The sequence below is a fragment of the Nocardiopsis sp. NPDC101807 genome, from assembly GCF_044766605.1.
Classification (GTDB): domain Bacteria; phylum Actinomycetota; class Actinomycetes; order Streptosporangiales; family Streptosporangiaceae; genus Nocardiopsis; species Nocardiopsis tropica.
In genome coordinates this window covers 252391-267459 of the sequence record NZ_JBIWMK010000007.1, presented here as the reverse complement: position 1 = coordinate 267459, position 15069 = coordinate 252391, and the positions used below count along the sequence as shown (strand labels likewise).

Below are 15069 nucleotides of genomic sequence, written 5' to 3'. Positions count from 1 at the left end.
CGCGGGGCCGGCGGGTCGCCCCGCCGGCCCCGCCGGTGCGGCGGCCGGGTCCCGCCCGCCCCGGCCTCAGGAGTTGACGCGCTCCGTCCAGTCGGGCGGGACCCGCCCCTCCGGCCCGGGAACGGGCTGGTCCGACGGGTGGCTGCTCGGCGGGGCCAGCTCCGGGCCGATCGCCATCTGCTGCCCCCGGAAGTCGAAGAACCAGTCCTCGCCCGGCTCGAAGCTCTGGATGATCGGGTGCCCGGTGCCCTCGTGGTGGCGCGTGGCGTGCCGCCCGGGCGAGGAGTCGCAGCAGCCGACGTGCCCGCAGGCGGCGCACCGGCGCAGGTGGACCCACCACCCCCCGCCGTCGAGGCACTCCTGGCAGCCGGTCCCGCTCGGCGGGACGGACGGGTCGATCTCGGGAACAGCGCTCTCTCCGTTGCTCATGGCGACCACGCTACTCACCGGAGGCCGGATCCGGACGCGACCCGCTGGCGGGCCGGGACGGCTCCTCCGCCGCCAGCGCCTCGCGCACCCCCTCGGCGGTGGTCTCCCGCAGCTCCTCGCCCAGGAGCAGCCAGCGGGTGATGCCGATCGACTCCAGGAACGGCAGGTTGTGGCTGGCGACCACGAGCGCGCCCTCGTAGGATGCGAGCGCTCCCGAGAGCTGCCGCACGCTGGCCATGTCGAGGTTGTTGGTCGGCTCGTCCAGCATGACCAGCTGCGGGGCGGGCGCGGCGAGCATCGTCGCGGCGAGGGCGGCGCGGAAGCGCTCCCCTCCCGACAACGTGCCCGCGGGCTGCTCGGCGCGCTTGCCCTTGAACAGGAACCGTGCGAGCTGGGACCGGATGTGCTGGTCGGTGACCCCCGGCGCCGTGCGCGACACGTTCTCCACCACGCTCAGCTCCTCGTCGAGCACGTCCAGGCGCTGCGGCAGGAACCGCAGGGGCACGAACGCCTCGGCCTCCCCGGAGGAGGGCTCCAGCAGGCCGGCGAGCGTGCGCAGCAGCGTGGTCTTCCCCGCCCCGTTGCGCCCGATCAGCGCGACGCGCTCGGGGCCGCGCAGCTCCAGGTCCCCCTCCCTCAGGCTCCCGTACGGCAGGGACAGCCCTCGGGCCCGCAGGACGACGCGGCTCCCGGGCACGGCGGTGTGCGGGAGGTCCACCCTGATCTCCGCGTCGTCGCGGACCGCGTCCGCCGCCTCCTCCCGCCGCTCGCGCGCCTCGTCCAGGCGCTCCTCGTGCACGCCGCGCAGCTTGCCCGCGGACTCCTGCGCGGACCTCTTGAGACCTCCCGCGATGATCTTGGGGATGCCGCCCCGGGCGTCCAGGCGCTTGCTGTTGCGCTGGCGGCGGGCCAGTTTCATCCGGGTCTCCTCCAGCTCGCGCTTCTGCCTGCGCACGTCCGCGTCGGCGGCCCGCAGGGTCCGCTCCGCCGCCTCCTGCTGGGTGGCCAGCGCCTCCTCGTACGCGGACAGGTTGCCCCCGTACCAGGTGACCGAGCCCGCCCGCAGCTCGGCGACGCGGTCCACGCGCTCCAGCAGCTCCCGGTCGTGGCTCACCACGACCAGCACCCCGGAGCGCCAGTCGTCGACGGCCCCGTACAGCCTGCGGCGGGCGAACACGTCGAGGTTGTTGGTGGGCTCGTCCAGGAGCAGGACGTCGGGGCGCTCCAGCAGCAGGGCGGCCAGGCGCAGCAGGACGGTCTCCCCGCCGGACATCTGCCCCACGGTGCGGTCCAGCTCGACGTGGCCCAGGCCGAGCGAGCCCAGGGTGGCCAGGGTCCGCTCCTCGACGTCCCAGTCGTCGCCGACCGCGTCGAAGTGCGCCTCGTCCGCGTCCCCGGCCTCGATGGCGTGCAGGGCGGCGCGCCGCTCGGCGATGCCGAGGGCCTGGTCGACGCGCAGCGACGTGTCCAGGGTGATGTTCTGCGGAAGGTAGGCCAGGCTGCCGCCCGCGGACACCGAGCCCCCGGCCGGGCGCAGCCGGCCGGCGAGCAGCCGCAGCAGGGTGGACTTGCCGGCGCCGTTGGCCCCGACGAGCCCGGTGCGGCCCTGGCCGACGGTGAGTGAGAGCCCGTCGAAGACGGGTGTGCCGTCCGCCCACCGGAAGGAGAGGGCGGAGCAGGTCAGGGAGGCGCCGGTGGCAGGCGTACTTGGCATGGTGGTCCTCGCGGTCGCAAGCGCTGTGAATGGGTGGCTTCGTGGGCGAGCACCACGCGGCGGCCGCGTCTGAGGAGACGGGAGGGGTCCCGGGAGCATCGGGGACGTCCTGCGCCGAGGTCGCAAGCACGCGGGGTCACGGACGGCGTGGAAGCCAGTCGTGGTGTGACCGGTGTACGGGCCGGGCCGTACCGCGTGGTGATCGCGAACCTCAGATGCGCAACGTCCACCTCTGTCGTCGACAACAGGACGTGCGCCACTTTAGGGGATGGACCGCCCCGGAGTAAACCGTGTTTCCCCGTGGCGTGTGCGCAGGTCCGGCGGGCGTCCTCCGCCGGGGCGGGCGCACCCCTGCGGCGCGGGGCCCCGGGCGGTCGTGTGCGCGGCCGTCCCCGGGGCCGCGCACACGGTGCGGGGGCCCCGGTGCGGGGCCCGCCGCCCGTCGGCGGGGCTCACCGGCGGCGGCGCCCCCAGCCGGAGCCGTAGCCCGCCACGTGCAGTGCGAGGCACAGCAGGCCGGCGAGGGCGAGGGTCGTCGGGGTGGCGAGGTCCTGGATGCCCGTCCCGAGGAGTTCGAGGAGCAGGGCGAGTCCGAACAGGACCGCTGCGGCGGTGGCGAACACGGGGCCTCCGAGGGGGTGGGTGCGTTCACGGGCGCTACCCGTCTACCCGCGTGCCGCGGCGCCAACCACGGCGGGGCTCGGGGCCGCCGCCGACGCGGGTGCGCGGTGCCGTCGCGGTCGCGCGTCGCGGTCGGCCCCGCGCCGTGATCCGCGCGGAGCCGGCGGGGGCGGGGCCGGCGGGGGCGGGGCCGGCCGCGGGTCAGCGGTCGGTGGCGGGCCGCTCCTGGGGGAGCCCCTCCCCGTCCCCGGGACGGTGCGCCGGTCCCTCCAGGGAGGCCCGGGGGACAGGGCGTGCCTGGTCGTACCGGGGCTGACCGGGGTCGTGCGGCTCGGGCCGGCCGTACCCCGGGGAGGACGCGGGGGGAGGGGCGTGCCCGGTCCGCTCCGCGGACGGCTGCCCGTGGTCGTCCCCGGCCCGGGGGTCGGGCCGGGCCGCCTCCCCGTCGGGGCGGTCGTTCTCGTCGCCGAGCCCCTTGGCCTCGGCCTTGAGGATCCGTGCGCTGCGCCCGAGCGACCGCGCCAGCGCGGGCAGTCTGCTCGCACCGAACAGCAGCAGCGCGATCACCAGCAGGATCATGATCTCGCGTGCGCCGATACCCATGTCGTCAGTTCCTTTCCTCGTGAAGCTCACGTGCCCGGGGCGGGAGGCCCCGGGTTCACCGCCGGTCCCCGCCGGGCGGTTCGCCCGGCAGGAAGCGGAACCCCGACCCCGTCTCGGTGACGAAGTAGCGCGGCCGGCGCGGATCCGGTTCCAGCCGCCTCCTGATGTGGGACATGAACACGCGCAGGTAGTGGTGTTCGGTACCGTACCCGGGCCCCCACACCTCACGCAGCAGCCTGTCCCGTCCGACCAGGGCGCCGGGCTCGGACGCCAGCACCTCGACGATGCGCCACTGCCGGGGGGTGAGGGGCACGGGCCGGCCCTGCCGGGTGACGCGCTCCGCCCGGAAGTCGATGGTGAAGTCCGCGGTGACGACCGGGGGAGGGGGCGGGTGCGGCGCCGCCCGCCGCCGCATGACCGAGCGCAGGCGGGCGAAGAGCTCGCCCATGGAGAAGGGCTTGGTGACGTAGTCGTCCGCGCCCGCGTCCAGTGCCTCCACCTTGGTCGCGGGCGCGTCGTCGCCCGACACCACCAGGACGGGGGCCTGGCTCCACACCCGCAGGCTCCGCAGGACGCCCAACCCGCCCAGGGACGGCAGGCACAGGTCGAGGAGGACCGCGTCGGGGCGGTGTTCGGCGGCCAGGGCCAGCGCCTGCTCCCCGGTCGCCGCGTAGAGGGGCGTGTATCCCCGCGCGCGGAGGTTCATGCCGAGCGTCCTCCGGACGGTGAGGTCGTCGTCGACCACCAGTACCCCTGGAACCCGCTCCATCTTCCCCCTTCCGTCCCGGGACCCCGCCGTCGGGGCCGGGCCCGCGGCCGGGCCCCGACGGGACCGGGGGGAGGGGCCGGCGCTCCGCGGGGCCGGCGCGTCCGGGCCGTCGGAACCATCGAAGGGGGTTCCGCGGGCGCGGGGGCGGGTCCTAACGGTTTCCATGCGGGTCCGGGCCGGGATCCTGACGCCTTCCTGACGTTCGCGGGCGCGGGGACGCGGCGGCCCGCGCCGCCGGGGGGCGCGGCCGCGCGGTCAGGGGGCGGGGCGCGCGGCGTCCATGGCCCCCGCGTGGACCCGGCCGTCGCCGAAGAGCGCGGCCCCGTGCCGAAGCGGTCCTGCCCGCCGAGGCCGCCGAAGGCGCAGCCCCGGCCCGGGGACCGGGCCGGGGCCGGGGGCGCCCCCGGCCCCGGCCCCGCGGGCGCGCTCAGGACAGCCCGCCCACCGGGTCCTCACCGGCCCGCCACCACACCCCGAGCCGCTGCCGGGCCACCAGCCACCCCGCGTCCGTGCGCACGAAGTCCCAGTCGTAGGGCCCGCCCATCTGGAACGGCCCGCCCGGGTCCGCCTCCCCGCCGACCGCCACGAACCACATGTAGCCGATCCCCGTCGCCCGGTCGCCCGCCACCTCGAACGCCGTGTTCAGCAGGTGGTGCTGCATGTGCGCGTACGCCTCCTCCGCGTCCCGCACCGTGCGCAGGACCTCCTTCCGGCCGCGCACCGCCTCCCACGGTCCGAACTCCAGGACCGCGTCCTCCGCCCAGCAGGCGATCCAGGCGTCCCAGTCCCGCGCGTCGAGGGCGCGCCAGCCCCGCACCAGCAGCTCGCGCAGGGACTCCTTGGCCGCGAGGTCCTCCACGGCGCGCAGGCGGTCCTCCAGGAGGCCGAGGCGCCGCACCAGCCCGGACGCGTCCGCGGGACCGGGCCGGCCGCCGTCCCGCGCCGCGCTCACTGGGCGCTCCCGACCGGGCGCAGCACGATCTCGTTGACGTCGACGCCGGGGGCGGCGGACACCGCGTAGGCGATGGCGTCCGCGACCGCCGCCGCGGGCAGGGCCACCGCGCGGTAGGTCCGCATCGCCTCCCGGGCCTCGGGGTCGGTGATGCCGTCGGCGAGCTCGGACTCGGTCACACCGGGCGAGACGAGCGTGACGCGCACCGCCCCGCCGGACTCCTGGCGCAGCCCCTCCGTCAGGGCCCGCACGGCGAACTTGCTCGCGCAGTAGACGGCCGCGGTCGGGGACACCTCGTACGCGCCCACGGACGCCACGTTCACCACGTGCCCGGAGCCCTGCGCCCGCATCACCGGCAGCGCGGCGCCGATGCCGTGCAGCACGCCCCGCACGTTCACGTCGACCATCCGCTCCCACTCGCCGGTGAGGCCCGCCGACAACGGGGACAGCGGCATCACCCCGGCGTTGTTGACGAGGACGTCGACCCGGCCGAAGGCGTCCCGCGCCGCGGCGACGAAGGCGTCCACCGAGCCCGCGTCGGTCACGTCGAGGCGTCGGCACGCGGCGGTCGCGCCGCCCGCCGTCAGCTCGCCGACCAGGCGGGTGAGGCGGTCGGTGCGCCGGGCGCCCAGGAAGACGCGGTGGCCGTCGGCCGCGAGGCGCCGCGCGGTCGCCTCGCCGATGCCGCTGCTCGCACCGGTGATCAGAACACTCTTGGAAACGGGGACGGCGTCGTTCATGCGGGTGTGCCCTCTCTCGGGGGTCGGTCGGATACGGGCGCCGCCCCGGCCGCGAGGCCGGGGCGGCGCCGTCGTGTTCCACCGTCCACCGTTCGGCCCGGCCCGGCCAGGACGCGCTCCGCCCGGACCGGGCGCTCCTGGGTGCGGCACACCCGGGCACGGGCCGCCCTCCCGTCCTCGCGGGCGGCGCTACCCGCCGACGGCGCGGCCCGCGTAGTCGGGGGCCGGCTCGGCGAGGGCCGCGAGGCCCGCCGCGACGTCCTCGGGAAAGGGCACCGCCCGGCCCTGGCCCCGGTCGACGTGGAGCGCCATGAGCTCCTCGGTCGCCGCCAGCTCGCCGCCGACCCGCATCTCGTGGCAGAGCCGCGCCTTTTTGCCGACGGGGGCGCCCGGGGCCGGGCCGACCACCCGGGTGAGGATCTCTACCTCGGCGTCGGCGGCGACCTCGCGCAGGTACCGCACGTGCGCCTCGACCGTGTACAGCGAACAGCCGGTCCGCTCCCGGTAGGCGGCGTCCAGGCCGACCCGGTCCATCAGCGCGTCCGTCGCGAACCCGAAGAGCAGGACGTAGTAGGCCTCGCTGAGGTGGCCGTTGTAGTCGATCCACTCGGGGCGGAGCCGCCGGACGAGGGTCGCGCTCACGCCTGTCCCCCCGCCCGCTCGGCGGCCTCCGCGCGCTCGACCTCCTCGAGCGCCCGGGCCACCGCGATCAGGCGGCGGTCGCGCTGGGCGATCAGCTCCGCGGTGGAGCGCCCGGCCACGACCTCGTCGGTGCCCGCCACCATGCGGTCCCGCAGCTCGGCGGTGAGCTCGGGCGCCTCCAGGCGGGTCCACGGGGACTTCAGGGACGGGCCGAAGTGGTCGAGCATGTGCGCCATGCCGCCCTCTCCCCCGGCGAGGTGGAAGGTCAGGCAGGGGCCGAAGAAGGCCCAGCGCAGCCCGGGGCCGCTGGTCATCGCCAGGTCGATCTGCTCGACGGTCGCCTCCCCCTCGGCGACCATGTGCAGGGCCTCGCGCCAGGCGGCCTCCTGGATCCGGTTGCCGATGAACCCCGGGAGCTCCTGCTCCATGGTGATCACCGACTTGCCCGCGGCGCGGTAGAAGTCCGCGGCCCAGTCGACGGCCCACCGCTCGCTCCGTCCACCGCCGACGACCTCGACCAGGGGGACGAGGTAGGGCGGGTTGAACGGGTGGCCGACCACGAGCCGTCCCGGCGTCCGTGCCCGCACCTGCATCTCGCTCATGCTGTAGCCGGAGGTGGACGAGGCGATGACCACGCCCTCGGGGGTGGCGGCGTCGATCTCGGCCAGCAGGTCGATCTTCAGGTCGAGGCGCTCCGGTGCGCTCTCCTGGACGAAGTCCGCCTCGGAGACGGCGTCGGCCAGCGTGTCGGCGACCCGCAGGTTCGCCGTGGAGGCCCCCTCTGCCAGGCCCAGGCTCTCCAGGGCGGGCCAGGCCGAGGCGACCAGCCCGCGCAGCCTGCTCCCGGCGTCCGGGGCTGGGTCCCAGGCGACCACCCGGTAGCCGCGGCCCAGGAAGTGGGCGACCCAGCCGCCCCCGATGACACCCGCTCCGACGCAGGCGACCGTACGCACGGCCCCGGGGGCGGTTCTCGCGTTCTCCGTCATCGTGCTCCTCATGTGGTGGCGTTCGTCGTCGGACGCGTGTCAGGCCGCGCTGCGGAGTCCGAGCACGGCGCGGGTCTCCTCAGGTGTGGCCACCCGGGCCCCGAGCTGTTCGATGATGCCGACGGCCTTCTCGGTGAGCTGGCCGTTGGTGGCCTTCACCCCGCGGCTGAGGTAGAGGTTGTCCTCCAGGCCCACCCGGGCGTGCCCGCCGAGCAGCACGGACTGCGCCACCCACGGCATCTGGTTGCGGCCGATGGAGAAGCTCGCCCACTGCGCGCCCTCGGGGAGCATGTTCACCATCGACAGGAGGACGCCCGGGTCCGACGGCGCACCGTAGGGGATGCCGGTGCACAGCTGGAACATCGTCGGGTCGTCGATCAGGCCCTCCGCGTGCATGGTCTTGGCGAACCACAGCTGGCCGGTGTCGAAGATCTCCAGCTCCGGTCGGACCCCGAGCTCCTGGATGCGCTTGGCGCCCGCGCGCAGCATGTCCGGGGTGGAGATGTAGACCTGGCTGCCGTCGCCGAAGTTCAGGCTGCCGCAGTCCAGGGTGCAGATGTCGGGCAGCAGCTCCTCCACGTGCGGCAGGCGGTCCAGCCCGTTGACGAGGTCGGTGCCCTCCTCGAACCGGAGGGGGTCGTCCTGTCCGATCACCAGGTCCCCGCCCATCCCCGCGGTGAGGTTGATGACGATGTCGGTGCCGGTCTGGCGGATGCGGTCGACGACCTCCCGGTAGAGGGCGCCGTCCCGCGAGGGGGCGCCCGTCTCGGGGTCGCGGACGTGGATGTGCACCGCGCTGGCGCCGGCCCCGGCGGCCTCGACCGCGGCGGCGGCGATCTGCGCGGGAGTCACGGGGACGTGCTCGCTCCGGCCCACGGTGTCCCCCGCGCCGGTGAGGGCGCAGGTCAGGATGGGCCTGGGGTTCATGGTGTCGCTCACGGCGGTGCTCCGTCTCTCTGGGTGCGGCTTCTCGGGCTCGGACCGGGCGGGCCGTCGGGCACCGGGAGGGCGCGGTCGGGCCGTGCGGTCCGAAGGGGCGGGGGCGCTGGAGGGCTCAGCGCCCCAGGACGTCGCGGTCGATGACCGACCGCAGGGTGTCGCGCATGTGGTCGACGGATCGCCCGGGCATCCCGGTCATGACCTGGATCCCCAAGCCGTCGATGAGGGCGGTGAGGCGCCGGGTCATCTCCTCGACGTCGAAATCACCGAAGACCCCGCTCTCCTTGCCCTCCCGGAGGGTGCGGGCGATGGTCTCGTGCCAGCGTCGGTAGGAGGCGGCGTGCAGCTCCCGCATCCCGGGGTCGAGCGCCGCGGCCGTCCAGACCTGGAGCCAGATCGACCACTCCAGCCGCAGCCGGTCCGAACCGGGGAGCTGGAGCTCGATCAGCCGGAGAAGGCGCTCGTACGGGTCGCCGATGGTGTGCAGCCCCGCGACCTGGCGGTCGAACGCCTGCTTCACCGAGTGGCGCAGCGCCTCCACCAGGAGGTGTTCCAGGGTGGGGAAGTGGTAGTGGACGGTGGCGCTGGACGTCCCGCAGGCACGGGCCACCTGGGCGACGCGCACCGAGTGGTACCCGTGCTCGGCGATGAGGGTCCAGGCGGCCTCGATGATCTGGAGCTTCCGGTTGTGCTCCCGGGCGGCCCCCGGGTGGTCGGCCAGGCTCGCGGGCGGCGGCCTCACCGCCGACGAGTCGCGCGGCGCCGCGGAGACGGTCTCGGCGTCGTCCCGGCCGTTGAGCAGCCAGTTGACCGTCACCCCGGTCTCGTCGGCGATGCCCGCCAGCTCCAGGGCGGTGAAACGCCGGGCGCCGGTCAGGGACTTGGAGAGTTTGGTGGGGTCGATGCCGAGTCTGGCCGCGAACTGCCGCTGGGAGAGGCCGGATCGGCGGATCGCCTCACGGGCCCTGCCGCGCACGTCGTCGGCCACGTTGTCGCTCACGGGGGAGAACGTAACAGCGATGTAGCGATTTTCGCAACGCGTGCATGGTTGCCACTTCGTTGTAGAGGCTTCGGCTTGACAGCACCGAACCCATGAAGCCCTTGCCGACATGCGCTTCCCGCGATCCGATGGCGGTCGGGAGGCGGCGCGAAGTGCAACGATGCGATAACCGACTGGTTGATTAGTCAAACGCAACACAGTAGTAACTGGATGGTCCGCGCCCTCGACCACGGAGGTGACCCGAGTCATCCGATGGAACATCGACAACAAAGTCTTCTGGCCCGCGCTGATCATGGTGATCGGCTTCAGCGCGCCGTTCGTGATCGCGCCGCGGACGGGTGAACGCCTGCTCGGCGCCGTCCTGTCCCGGCTCCAGTCCGACCTGGGATGGGCCTACATGTGGTTCGTCGCCGGGCTCGCGGTACTGCTCGTCTGGCTGGTTTTCAGCAGGTACGGCCGCATCAGGATGGGCGCCCCCGAGGACCGCCCCGAGTTCTCCACCCCCACCTGGCTCGCGATGATCTTCACCGCCGCGATCGGCGGCGGCCTCATGTACTGGGGGATCATCGAGTGGGCGCACTACCACGGGGCTCCCCCCTACCAGCTCGAACCGCACAGCACCGAGGCCGCCGAGTGGTCGGCCGCCTACCCCCTCTTCCACTGGGGGCCCACCGCCTGGGCGGTCTTCTGCGTCCCCACCCTCGCCCTGGCCTACGCCTACCACGTACGCAGGATCCGCCGCCTGCGCCTGAGCGAGGCGTGCCGCGGAGTGCTCGGCGACCGCGTCGACGGCTGGCCGGGGCGGGTGATCGACGTCTTCTTCATCCTCGGGATGATCGGCGCGGCGGGGACCTCGCTGGCCCTGGCCGTGCCCACCGTCGCGGAGGGCGCGTCCCGCATGGCGGGGGTCGAGCCGGGCGCCACGCTCAACACCGTCGTCATCGGCCTGTGGACCCTGCTGTTCGCCGGCAGCGTCGCCCTGGGCCTGCACCGCGGCCTGAAGCGCCTCGCCAACCTCAACCTCTACCTGGCCGCCGCCCTGGGCGCCCTGGTCCTGGCGGTGGGCCCGACGGTCTTCGTCATCGACACCTTCACCAACAGCGTCGGCCTGCTCGCCCAGAACATCGTGCGGATGAGCACCTACACGGACCCCGTCGGCGGGTCCGGCTTCCAGGAGGTCTGGACCGTCTTCTACTGGGGCTGGTGGATCTCCTACGGGCCCTTCGTCGGCATGTTCTGCGCCAAGATCTCCAAGGGCCGCACCGTCAGGCAGATCATCGTCGGCATGTGCGGCTTCGGCAGCCTGGGCTGCTGGCTGTCGTTCGCGCTGCTCGGCAACTCCAGCATGGCGTTCGAGCTGCGGGGGGAGGCCCCCGTCGTCGCCACGCTGGAGGCCGAGGGCGCGGTGCCCGCCATCTTCGCCACGCTGGAGGCGTTCCCGCTCAGCTGGGCGATCACCCCGCTGTTCCTGCTGCTGTTGCTGGTCTTCCTGGCCACGACCCTGGACTCGGCGTCCTACACCATGGGGGCGGCGACCTCCCGCGACCTGCCCAACGAGGTCGAGCCCTCGCGGCCCAACCGCGTGCTCTGGGCCCTCGTCCTCGCGGCGGTGTCGGTCTCGGTGATGTCCGCGGGGGGCACCGACGCGTTGCAGACCCTGTCGGTCGTGACCGCCTTCCCGCTGATCGTCGTCCTGAGCCTGGTCGCCGCCTCCCTCGTGCGCTGGCTGCGGGAGCACGACCGCTCCGGGGCGCCCGGCCGCGCTCCGGACGGCGGACCGGGGCCCGCGGAGCGCACCGGCGCCTGAGAGGTCGGCGCGGACCGCTCCCGTCCCCGGCGCGCGGCGCCGGCGGGCCCACCGCCCGCGCCCTCGCGCCGGGGACGGCACGCGCCTCCTGGGTCCCCGGGCCGCCTGCGCCCCGGGCGGGCCTGTGGGGCGTCCGCGCGCGGTCGCCCCACCCCTCCGGGGCGGGGGGCCGCGTCGTCGGACCCGGCGCCGGCGCCCGGGGAGCACGGGTGTCGCGGAGCACGGCCGCCTCGGGGAGCGCTGCGGTGGAGACCGTGGGAACGGGCTCCCGACCCGCTCGGCGGACGGCTCCCCGGACGGCTCCCGGCGAGGCGGGCCCCGGACACGCCGAAGGCCAGAGCCGAAGCTCTGGCCTTGGGTGATGCGGGTGGGCGATACAGGACTCGAACCTGTGACCTCTACCGTGTCGAGGTAGCGCTCTAACCAACTGAGCTAATCGCCCTCATCGGGGGATGAGGTACTGCGCACTGCGAGGCGGAGACGGGAATCGAACCCGTGTGCAGGGATTTGCAGTCCCTTGCCTCAACCACTCGGCCACTCCGCCAGGAAACGACATGGGGAACGTCGAGTGACACCCATGCGGGCCTCTCCGAGCGGACGACGGGATTCGAACCCGCGACCCTCACCTTGGCAAGGTGATGCTCTACCAGCTGAGCCACGTCCGCATGCGCACCGGTCTGACGACCCGGCGCCGGTACCGCTCCACCATCCGGGGATGGTGGAGCCGAACCTTTCGCGAGCGGACGACGGGATTCGAACCCGCGACCCTCACCTTGGCAAGGTGATGCTCTACCAGCTGAGCCACGTCCGCGCGGCGAGTGGTGGCGACCCCCGAGGTCTCCCTCGTGCGTCCCCCTCGCTGCGTTAAGAACTCTAGCGGATTCCCGGCCGAGCGCGAAATCGGATTCGGCGGGGCGCACGCGGGAACGCGCCCGCGCCCTGCCGTGGCAGGCCCTGCGGACGGCCTGCCGCGGCGGCAGGAGTCAGTTCTCCACGTGTGCGGGCGTGGAGGGCATGTCGGGGCGGGGAGGCGCGGACAGGTACTGGCCGACCCGCTCGATGACCTTGTTCATCTCGTAGGCGATCAGGCCCACGTCGCTGTCGGAGTCGGACATCAGCGCCATGCACGCGCCCTCGCCCGCCGCCGCGACGAAGAGGAAGGCGCGGTCCATCTCGATGATGCTCTGGCGGATGTCGCCGGCGGAGAACTGCTTGCTCGCACCGCCCGCGAGGCTGTGCAGCCCCGAGGCGATGGCCGACAGGTGCTCGGCGGCGGGGCGGTCCAGGCCGCTGGAGGTGGCCATGAGGAGTCCGTCGGTGGACAGGACGATGGCGTGCTGTGTTCCGGAGGCGCGCGTGAGGAGGTCGTCCAGCAGCCAGCTGAGTTCTCCGCGGGCGGTGCTCGGTGGGGTCATGTCTCTCTTTGCTCTGTCGGTTGTCGGGGCGTGACGGGACACGCGCACTGGGGGTGCGGCAGGATCGGCCGGGAGGGAGAGTTCGGATCAGCTGCGACCGGTCCCGCATAAGCGTTGCCCAGATGATAGTCATTCGTAACTTATCTGTCCGGCCGACACGGTGGGTACCGGGTGGGCCGCGCTCCGAACCGAGGCGTGTGACCAGTCGCGATGGGCGGGTCCGGGCCGGTCCGGGACCGGACCGGAGGCCGGTGCCGGTCACTTCCCTTGCCAATCCGCAGGGGCGGCGGGTAGGGAGATTCCGGGGCTCGGGGGCCTCCGAGGTGGGAGTATCGGGAAGACACCGGCCCGACCTGGGCACTTGAGAACTTGGGGGTTGGAATGAGGGTGTGGATCGCGGGTGCCGGGTACGGCCGCGGCGCCGTCGTCGACGAGAGCGAGGCGCGCATCCCCGCGCTCGACCACGGGATCACCGTGGGGGACGGGGTGTTCGAGACGGTCCGGTCCCGGAACGGCCGCCCGTTCGCGCTCACCCGCCACCTGCGGAGGCTGGCCCGCTCCGCCGCCGGCCTGGGGATGGCCGAGCCGGACCTGGAGCTGATCGCCGACGGCGTCGCCCTGGCCGTGGCCGCCAACCCCGAGCTGCCCGACGCCCGTGTGCGCATCACCGTGACCGACGGCGCGGGGCCGCTGGGCTCGGACCGCTCGCCGGGCGAGCAGACCGTCATCGTGGCGCTGGGCCCCTTCCCGGGGATCGCGCCGCACACGGACGTGGCGCTGGCCCCCTGGCCGCGCAACGAGTTCGGCGCCCTGGCGGGCCTCAAGACCACCTCCTACGCGGACAACGTGCGGGCCCTGGCGCACGCCAAGGAGAGGGGTGCGAGCGAGGCGGTCTTCCGCAACGTGAGCGGGAACCTGTGCGAGGGCACCGGCAGCAACGTCTTCGTGGTGCTCGACGGGGTCCTGGTCACCCCGCCCCTGTCGGCGGGGCCGCTGGCGGGCATCACCCGGGAGCTGGTCCTGGAGTGGTTCGGCGGGGAGGAGGCCGACGTGCCCATGGAGCGCCTGCCGGACGCCTCCGAGGCGTTCCTGACCTCCACCGGGCGCGACGTCCAGCCGATCCTGCACATCGACGGCAGGCAGGTCTCCCCCGGGGCCGGCCCGGTGACGGCGAAGGCCATGGCGGTGTTCGCCGAGCGCTCCGCCGCCGACCTCGACCCGTGACGGGCGGCGGGCCGGGCCGGGAGCGGTGCGGCGTGCCCTGCGCCCCCTGAGACGGGGCTCCGGCACGACGGAGGGGCGGCGCGCGGTGCGCCGCCCCTCCGTCGTCCCAGGGGTCCCGGTGGCCCGTACGGGGCCTCAGGAGTGGAGGTGCTGCTGGATCTCCTCGTCGAGGTCCACGAACTGGGCCTCCTGACCCGCGGGCACGATCTCGTAGGTCCTGTGCAGGAACTCCGCCAGCGGGGAGACCTGGGTGTCGAACTCCGCCTGGCCGAAGGGCGAGGAGAGGGCGATGCTCACGCTGCGCTCGCCGCTCTCGTCCTTGGAGGGCCACACGCGCACGTCGCCCTCGCCCACGGGGCGCACGATGCCGACGGTGAGGAGTTCGCGCGCGAAGATCCACTCGACGGGGTTGTCCTCGCCGGTGTGGAACGCGACCCGGATCGCGTAGGGGTCGTCCGAGCTGTAGTCCAGCCGAGCGACCAGCGGAACCGAGGTGCGTTCGGGAACCACGAGCCGCAGGCCCAGCTCGGCGGTGGCAGTGGTGTCGCTACTGTTCATGTTCGCCAAACCTTTTCTCGTCCGGCCCTGCTCGTTGCGGCGCGGGTCGGTTGCCGTCTCACCCGCTCCAACGCGGCTTCCCGCGGAACATGACGTGAGTACGGAGACTTTCTTGGTCGGATGGGACCGGAGGTCTCGCTGCCCGCCCAGCGGGCCCAGCTCGCCGCAACGCGGCTCCACGATCCTTCGTCACTGTAATGACCAGGAGAAACCAAAGATTTCCCCATGTCGGGTGGTCCGCGTCACGCGGAGGTAATGTCGCGGCGGTACTCGACGGGGCCATGGGGGCGGGAACTCCTTCTCAGGGCGGGAATCACCACCGACAGAAGACACTCCCACGAACCCGCCGGTAGTAACGTGTGACCTCTGTCACAGCTCGGTGGGGCCGTCGGGCGGGACGTGTGCGTCGAGCACCCCCGAACATGCGCTAAAGTTTTTCTTGTCCGGCCGAGAGGGCGGACAGCGCAGCAGTTCAGGGCGATTAGCTCAGTTGGCTAGAGCGCGTCGTTCACACCGACGAGGTCACTGGTTCGAGTCCAGTATCGCCCACAGCAGGGGAGGGGCGGGGGGGGGGGGGCGCCCCCCCCCCCCGCCCCACTCTTAATAGCGGAGCGACAACCCCCCCGCGCGCGCCGCCGGGGGGCGGCCCCCCTCCAGGGCGGGGGCGGCG

At 73.8% G+C, this 15069-nt stretch carries 15 protein-coding genes and 5 tRNA genes; 3 read left to right on the top strand and 17 right to left on the bottom strand.

Annotated elements, in window-relative coordinates; genetic code table 11:
• Positions 1 to 66: 66 nt before the first annotated feature.
• From ACIRPH_RS22530 to ACIRPH_RS22480, 11 genes are all read right to left on the bottom strand, one after another.
• Positions 67 to 429: a UBP-type zinc finger domain-containing protein gene (locus ACIRPH_RS22530; RefSeq protein ID WP_402917301.1), complete on the bottom strand. Its 363-nt coding sequence runs from the start codon at positions 427 to 429 to the stop codon at positions 67 to 69.
• Between the two features lie 10 nt (positions 430 to 439).
• Positions 440 to 2143, bottom strand: a complete 1704-nt coding sequence (locus tag ACIRPH_RS22525) for an ABC-F family ATP-binding cassette domain-containing protein (protein WP_402917299.1) — start codon at positions 2141 to 2143, stop codon at positions 440 to 442.
• Positions 2144 to 2595: 452 nt separating this feature from the next.
• The gene (locus ACIRPH_RS22520) at positions 2596 to 2766 is read right to left on the bottom strand and encodes a hypothetical protein (RefSeq protein WP_402917297.1); all 171 of its coding nucleotides are present in this window, start codon (positions 2764 to 2766) and stop codon (positions 2596 to 2598) included.
• 199 nt (positions 2767 to 2965) lie between these two features.
• The gene (locus tag ACIRPH_RS22515) at positions 2966 to 3367 is read right to left on the bottom strand and encodes a twin-arginine translocase TatA/TatE family subunit (protein ID WP_402917295.1); all 402 of its coding nucleotides are present in this window, start codon (positions 3365 to 3367) and stop codon (positions 2966 to 2968) included.
• 55 nt (positions 3368 to 3422) lie between these two features.
• The gene (locus ACIRPH_RS22510) at positions 3423 to 4136 is read right to left on the bottom strand and encodes a response regulator (RefSeq protein ID WP_402917293.1); all 714 of its coding nucleotides are present in this window, start codon (positions 4134 to 4136) and stop codon (positions 3423 to 3425) included.
• 427 nt (positions 4137 to 4563) lie between these two features.
• Positions 4564 to 5088, bottom strand: a complete 525-nt coding sequence (locus ACIRPH_RS22505) for a nuclear transport factor 2 family protein (RefSeq protein WP_402917291.1) — start codon at positions 5086 to 5088, stop codon at positions 4564 to 4566.
• The gene (locus ACIRPH_RS22500) at positions 5085 to 5828 is read right to left on the bottom strand and encodes an SDR family oxidoreductase (RefSeq protein ID WP_402917289.1); all 744 of its coding nucleotides are present in this window, start codon (positions 5826 to 5828) and stop codon (positions 5085 to 5087) included. Before ACIRPH_RS22500 ends, ACIRPH_RS22505 begins: the two co-directional genes overlap by 4 nt.
• Positions 5829 to 6017: 189 nt before the next feature.
• Positions 6018 to 6470: a thioesterase family protein gene (locus ACIRPH_RS22495; RefSeq protein WP_402917287.1), complete on the bottom strand. Its 453-nt coding sequence runs from the start codon at positions 6468 to 6470 to the stop codon at positions 6018 to 6020.
• Positions 6467 to 7456, bottom strand: coding sequence for a 3-hydroxyacyl-CoA dehydrogenase NAD-binding domain-containing protein (locus ACIRPH_RS22490; protein WP_402917285.1), 990 nt, complete (start codon positions 7454 to 7456; stop codon positions 6467 to 6469). The genes ACIRPH_RS22495 and ACIRPH_RS22490 overlap by 4 nt, the downstream gene beginning before the upstream one ends.
• Before the next feature lie 39 nt (positions 7457 to 7495).
• Positions 7496 to 8395 carry a 3-keto-5-aminohexanoate cleavage protein gene (locus tag ACIRPH_RS22485; protein ID WP_402917283.1) on the bottom strand — a complete coding sequence of 300 codons (900 nt, stop codon included), beginning with the start codon at positions 8393 to 8395 and terminating at the stop codon, positions 7496 to 7498.
• Positions 8396 to 8510: 115 nt separating this feature from the next.
• The gene (locus tag ACIRPH_RS22480) at positions 8511 to 9395 is read right to left on the bottom strand and encodes a TetR family transcriptional regulator C-terminal domain-containing protein (protein WP_402917281.1); all 885 of its coding nucleotides are present in this window, start codon (positions 9393 to 9395) and stop codon (positions 8511 to 8513) included.
• Positions 9396 to 9630: 235 nt separating this feature from the next.
• Between ACIRPH_RS22480 and ACIRPH_RS22475 the strand changes: the two genes are divergently transcribed.
• A complete protein-coding gene (locus tag ACIRPH_RS22475; RefSeq protein ID WP_402917279.1) occupies positions 9631 to 11202 on the top strand; it encodes a BCCT family transporter in 1572 nt (523 codons plus the stop codon).
• Positions 11203 to 11570: 368 nt separating this feature from the next.
• On the opposite strand, the gene ACIRPH_RS22470 is transcribed toward ACIRPH_RS22475, so the two are convergent.
• The 5 genes from ACIRPH_RS22470 to ACIRPH_RS22450 form a co-directional block, all read right to left on the bottom strand.
• Positions 11571 to 11644 (bottom strand) — tRNA-Val (locus ACIRPH_RS22470).
• Between the two features lie 30 nt (positions 11645 to 11674).
• Positions 11675 to 11746 (bottom strand) — tRNA-Cys (locus ACIRPH_RS22465).
• Positions 11747 to 11794: 48 nt separating this feature from the next.
• Positions 11795 to 11867: transfer RNA gene (locus tag ACIRPH_RS22460), tRNA-Gly, on the bottom strand.
• Positions 11868 to 11940: 73 nt separating this feature from the next.
• Positions 11941 to 12013, bottom strand: a tRNA-Gly gene (locus ACIRPH_RS22455).
• Positions 12014 to 12185: 172 nt separating this feature from the next.
• On the bottom strand, positions 12186 to 12617 hold the full coding sequence (locus ACIRPH_RS22450) for a roadblock/LC7 domain-containing protein (RefSeq protein WP_267948760.1): 432 nt from the start codon (positions 12615 to 12617) through the stop codon (positions 12186 to 12188).
• Between the two features lie 381 nt (positions 12618 to 12998).
• On the opposite strand from ACIRPH_RS22450, the gene ACIRPH_RS22445 reads away from it, so the two are divergent.
• Entirely contained in the window at positions 12999 to 13841 is an 843-nt protein-coding gene (locus ACIRPH_RS22445) for an aminotransferase class IV (protein ID WP_402917277.1), read from the top strand.
• A 135-nt stretch (positions 13842 to 13976) separates the two neighbouring features.
• On the opposite strand, the gene ACIRPH_RS22440 is transcribed toward ACIRPH_RS22445, so the two are convergent.
• On the bottom strand, positions 13977 to 14399 hold the full coding sequence (locus ACIRPH_RS22440; protein ID WP_267948762.1) for an SsgA family sporulation/cell division regulator: 423 nt from the start codon (positions 14397 to 14399) through the stop codon (positions 13977 to 13979).
• A 475-nt stretch (positions 14400 to 14874) separates the two neighbouring features.
• On the opposite strand from ACIRPH_RS22440, the gene ACIRPH_RS22435 reads away from it, so the two are divergent.
• Positions 14875 to 14948: transfer RNA gene (locus ACIRPH_RS22435), tRNA-Val, on the top strand.
• Positions 14949 to 15069: the final 121 nt, after the last annotated feature.

What these genes read in the sequence shown, in the direction of transcription:
- ACIRPH_RS22500 (WP_402917289.1), bottom strand. Translation starts at nt 5,828, where the DNA reads ATGAACGACGCCGTCCCCGTTTCCAAGAGTGTTCTGATCACCGGTGCG.
- ACIRPH_RS22530 (WP_402917301.1), bottom strand. Translation starts at nt 429, where the DNA reads ATGAGCAACGGAGAGAGCGCTGTTCCCGAGATCGACCCGTCCGTCCCG.
- ACIRPH_RS22510 (WP_402917293.1), bottom strand. Translation starts at nt 4,136, where the DNA reads ATGGAGCGGGTTCCAGGGGTACTGGTGGTCGACGACGACCTCACCGTC.
- ACIRPH_RS22525 (WP_402917299.1), bottom strand. Translation starts at nt 2,143, where the DNA reads ATGCCAAGTACGCCTGCCACCGGCGCCTCCCTGACCTGCTCCGCCCTC.
- ACIRPH_RS22490 (WP_402917285.1), bottom strand. Translation starts at nt 7,456, where the DNA reads ATGACGGAGAACGCGAGAACCGCCCCCGGGGCCGTGCGTACGGTCGCC.
- ACIRPH_RS22450 (WP_267948760.1), bottom strand. Translation starts at nt 12,617, where the DNA reads ATGACCCCACCGAGCACCGCCCGCGGAGAACTCAGCTGGCTGCTGGAC.
- ACIRPH_RS22445 (WP_402917277.1), top strand. Translation starts at nt 12,999, where the DNA reads ATGAGGGTGTGGATCGCGGGTGCCGGGTACGGCCGCGGCGCCGTCGTC.
- ACIRPH_RS22515 (WP_402917295.1), bottom strand. Translation starts at nt 3,367, where the DNA reads ATGGGTATCGGCGCACGCGAGATCATGATCCTGCTGGTGATCGCGCTG.
- ACIRPH_RS22440 (WP_267948762.1), bottom strand. Translation starts at nt 14,399, where the DNA reads ATGAACAGTAGCGACACCACTGCCACCGCCGAGCTGGGCCTGCGGCTC.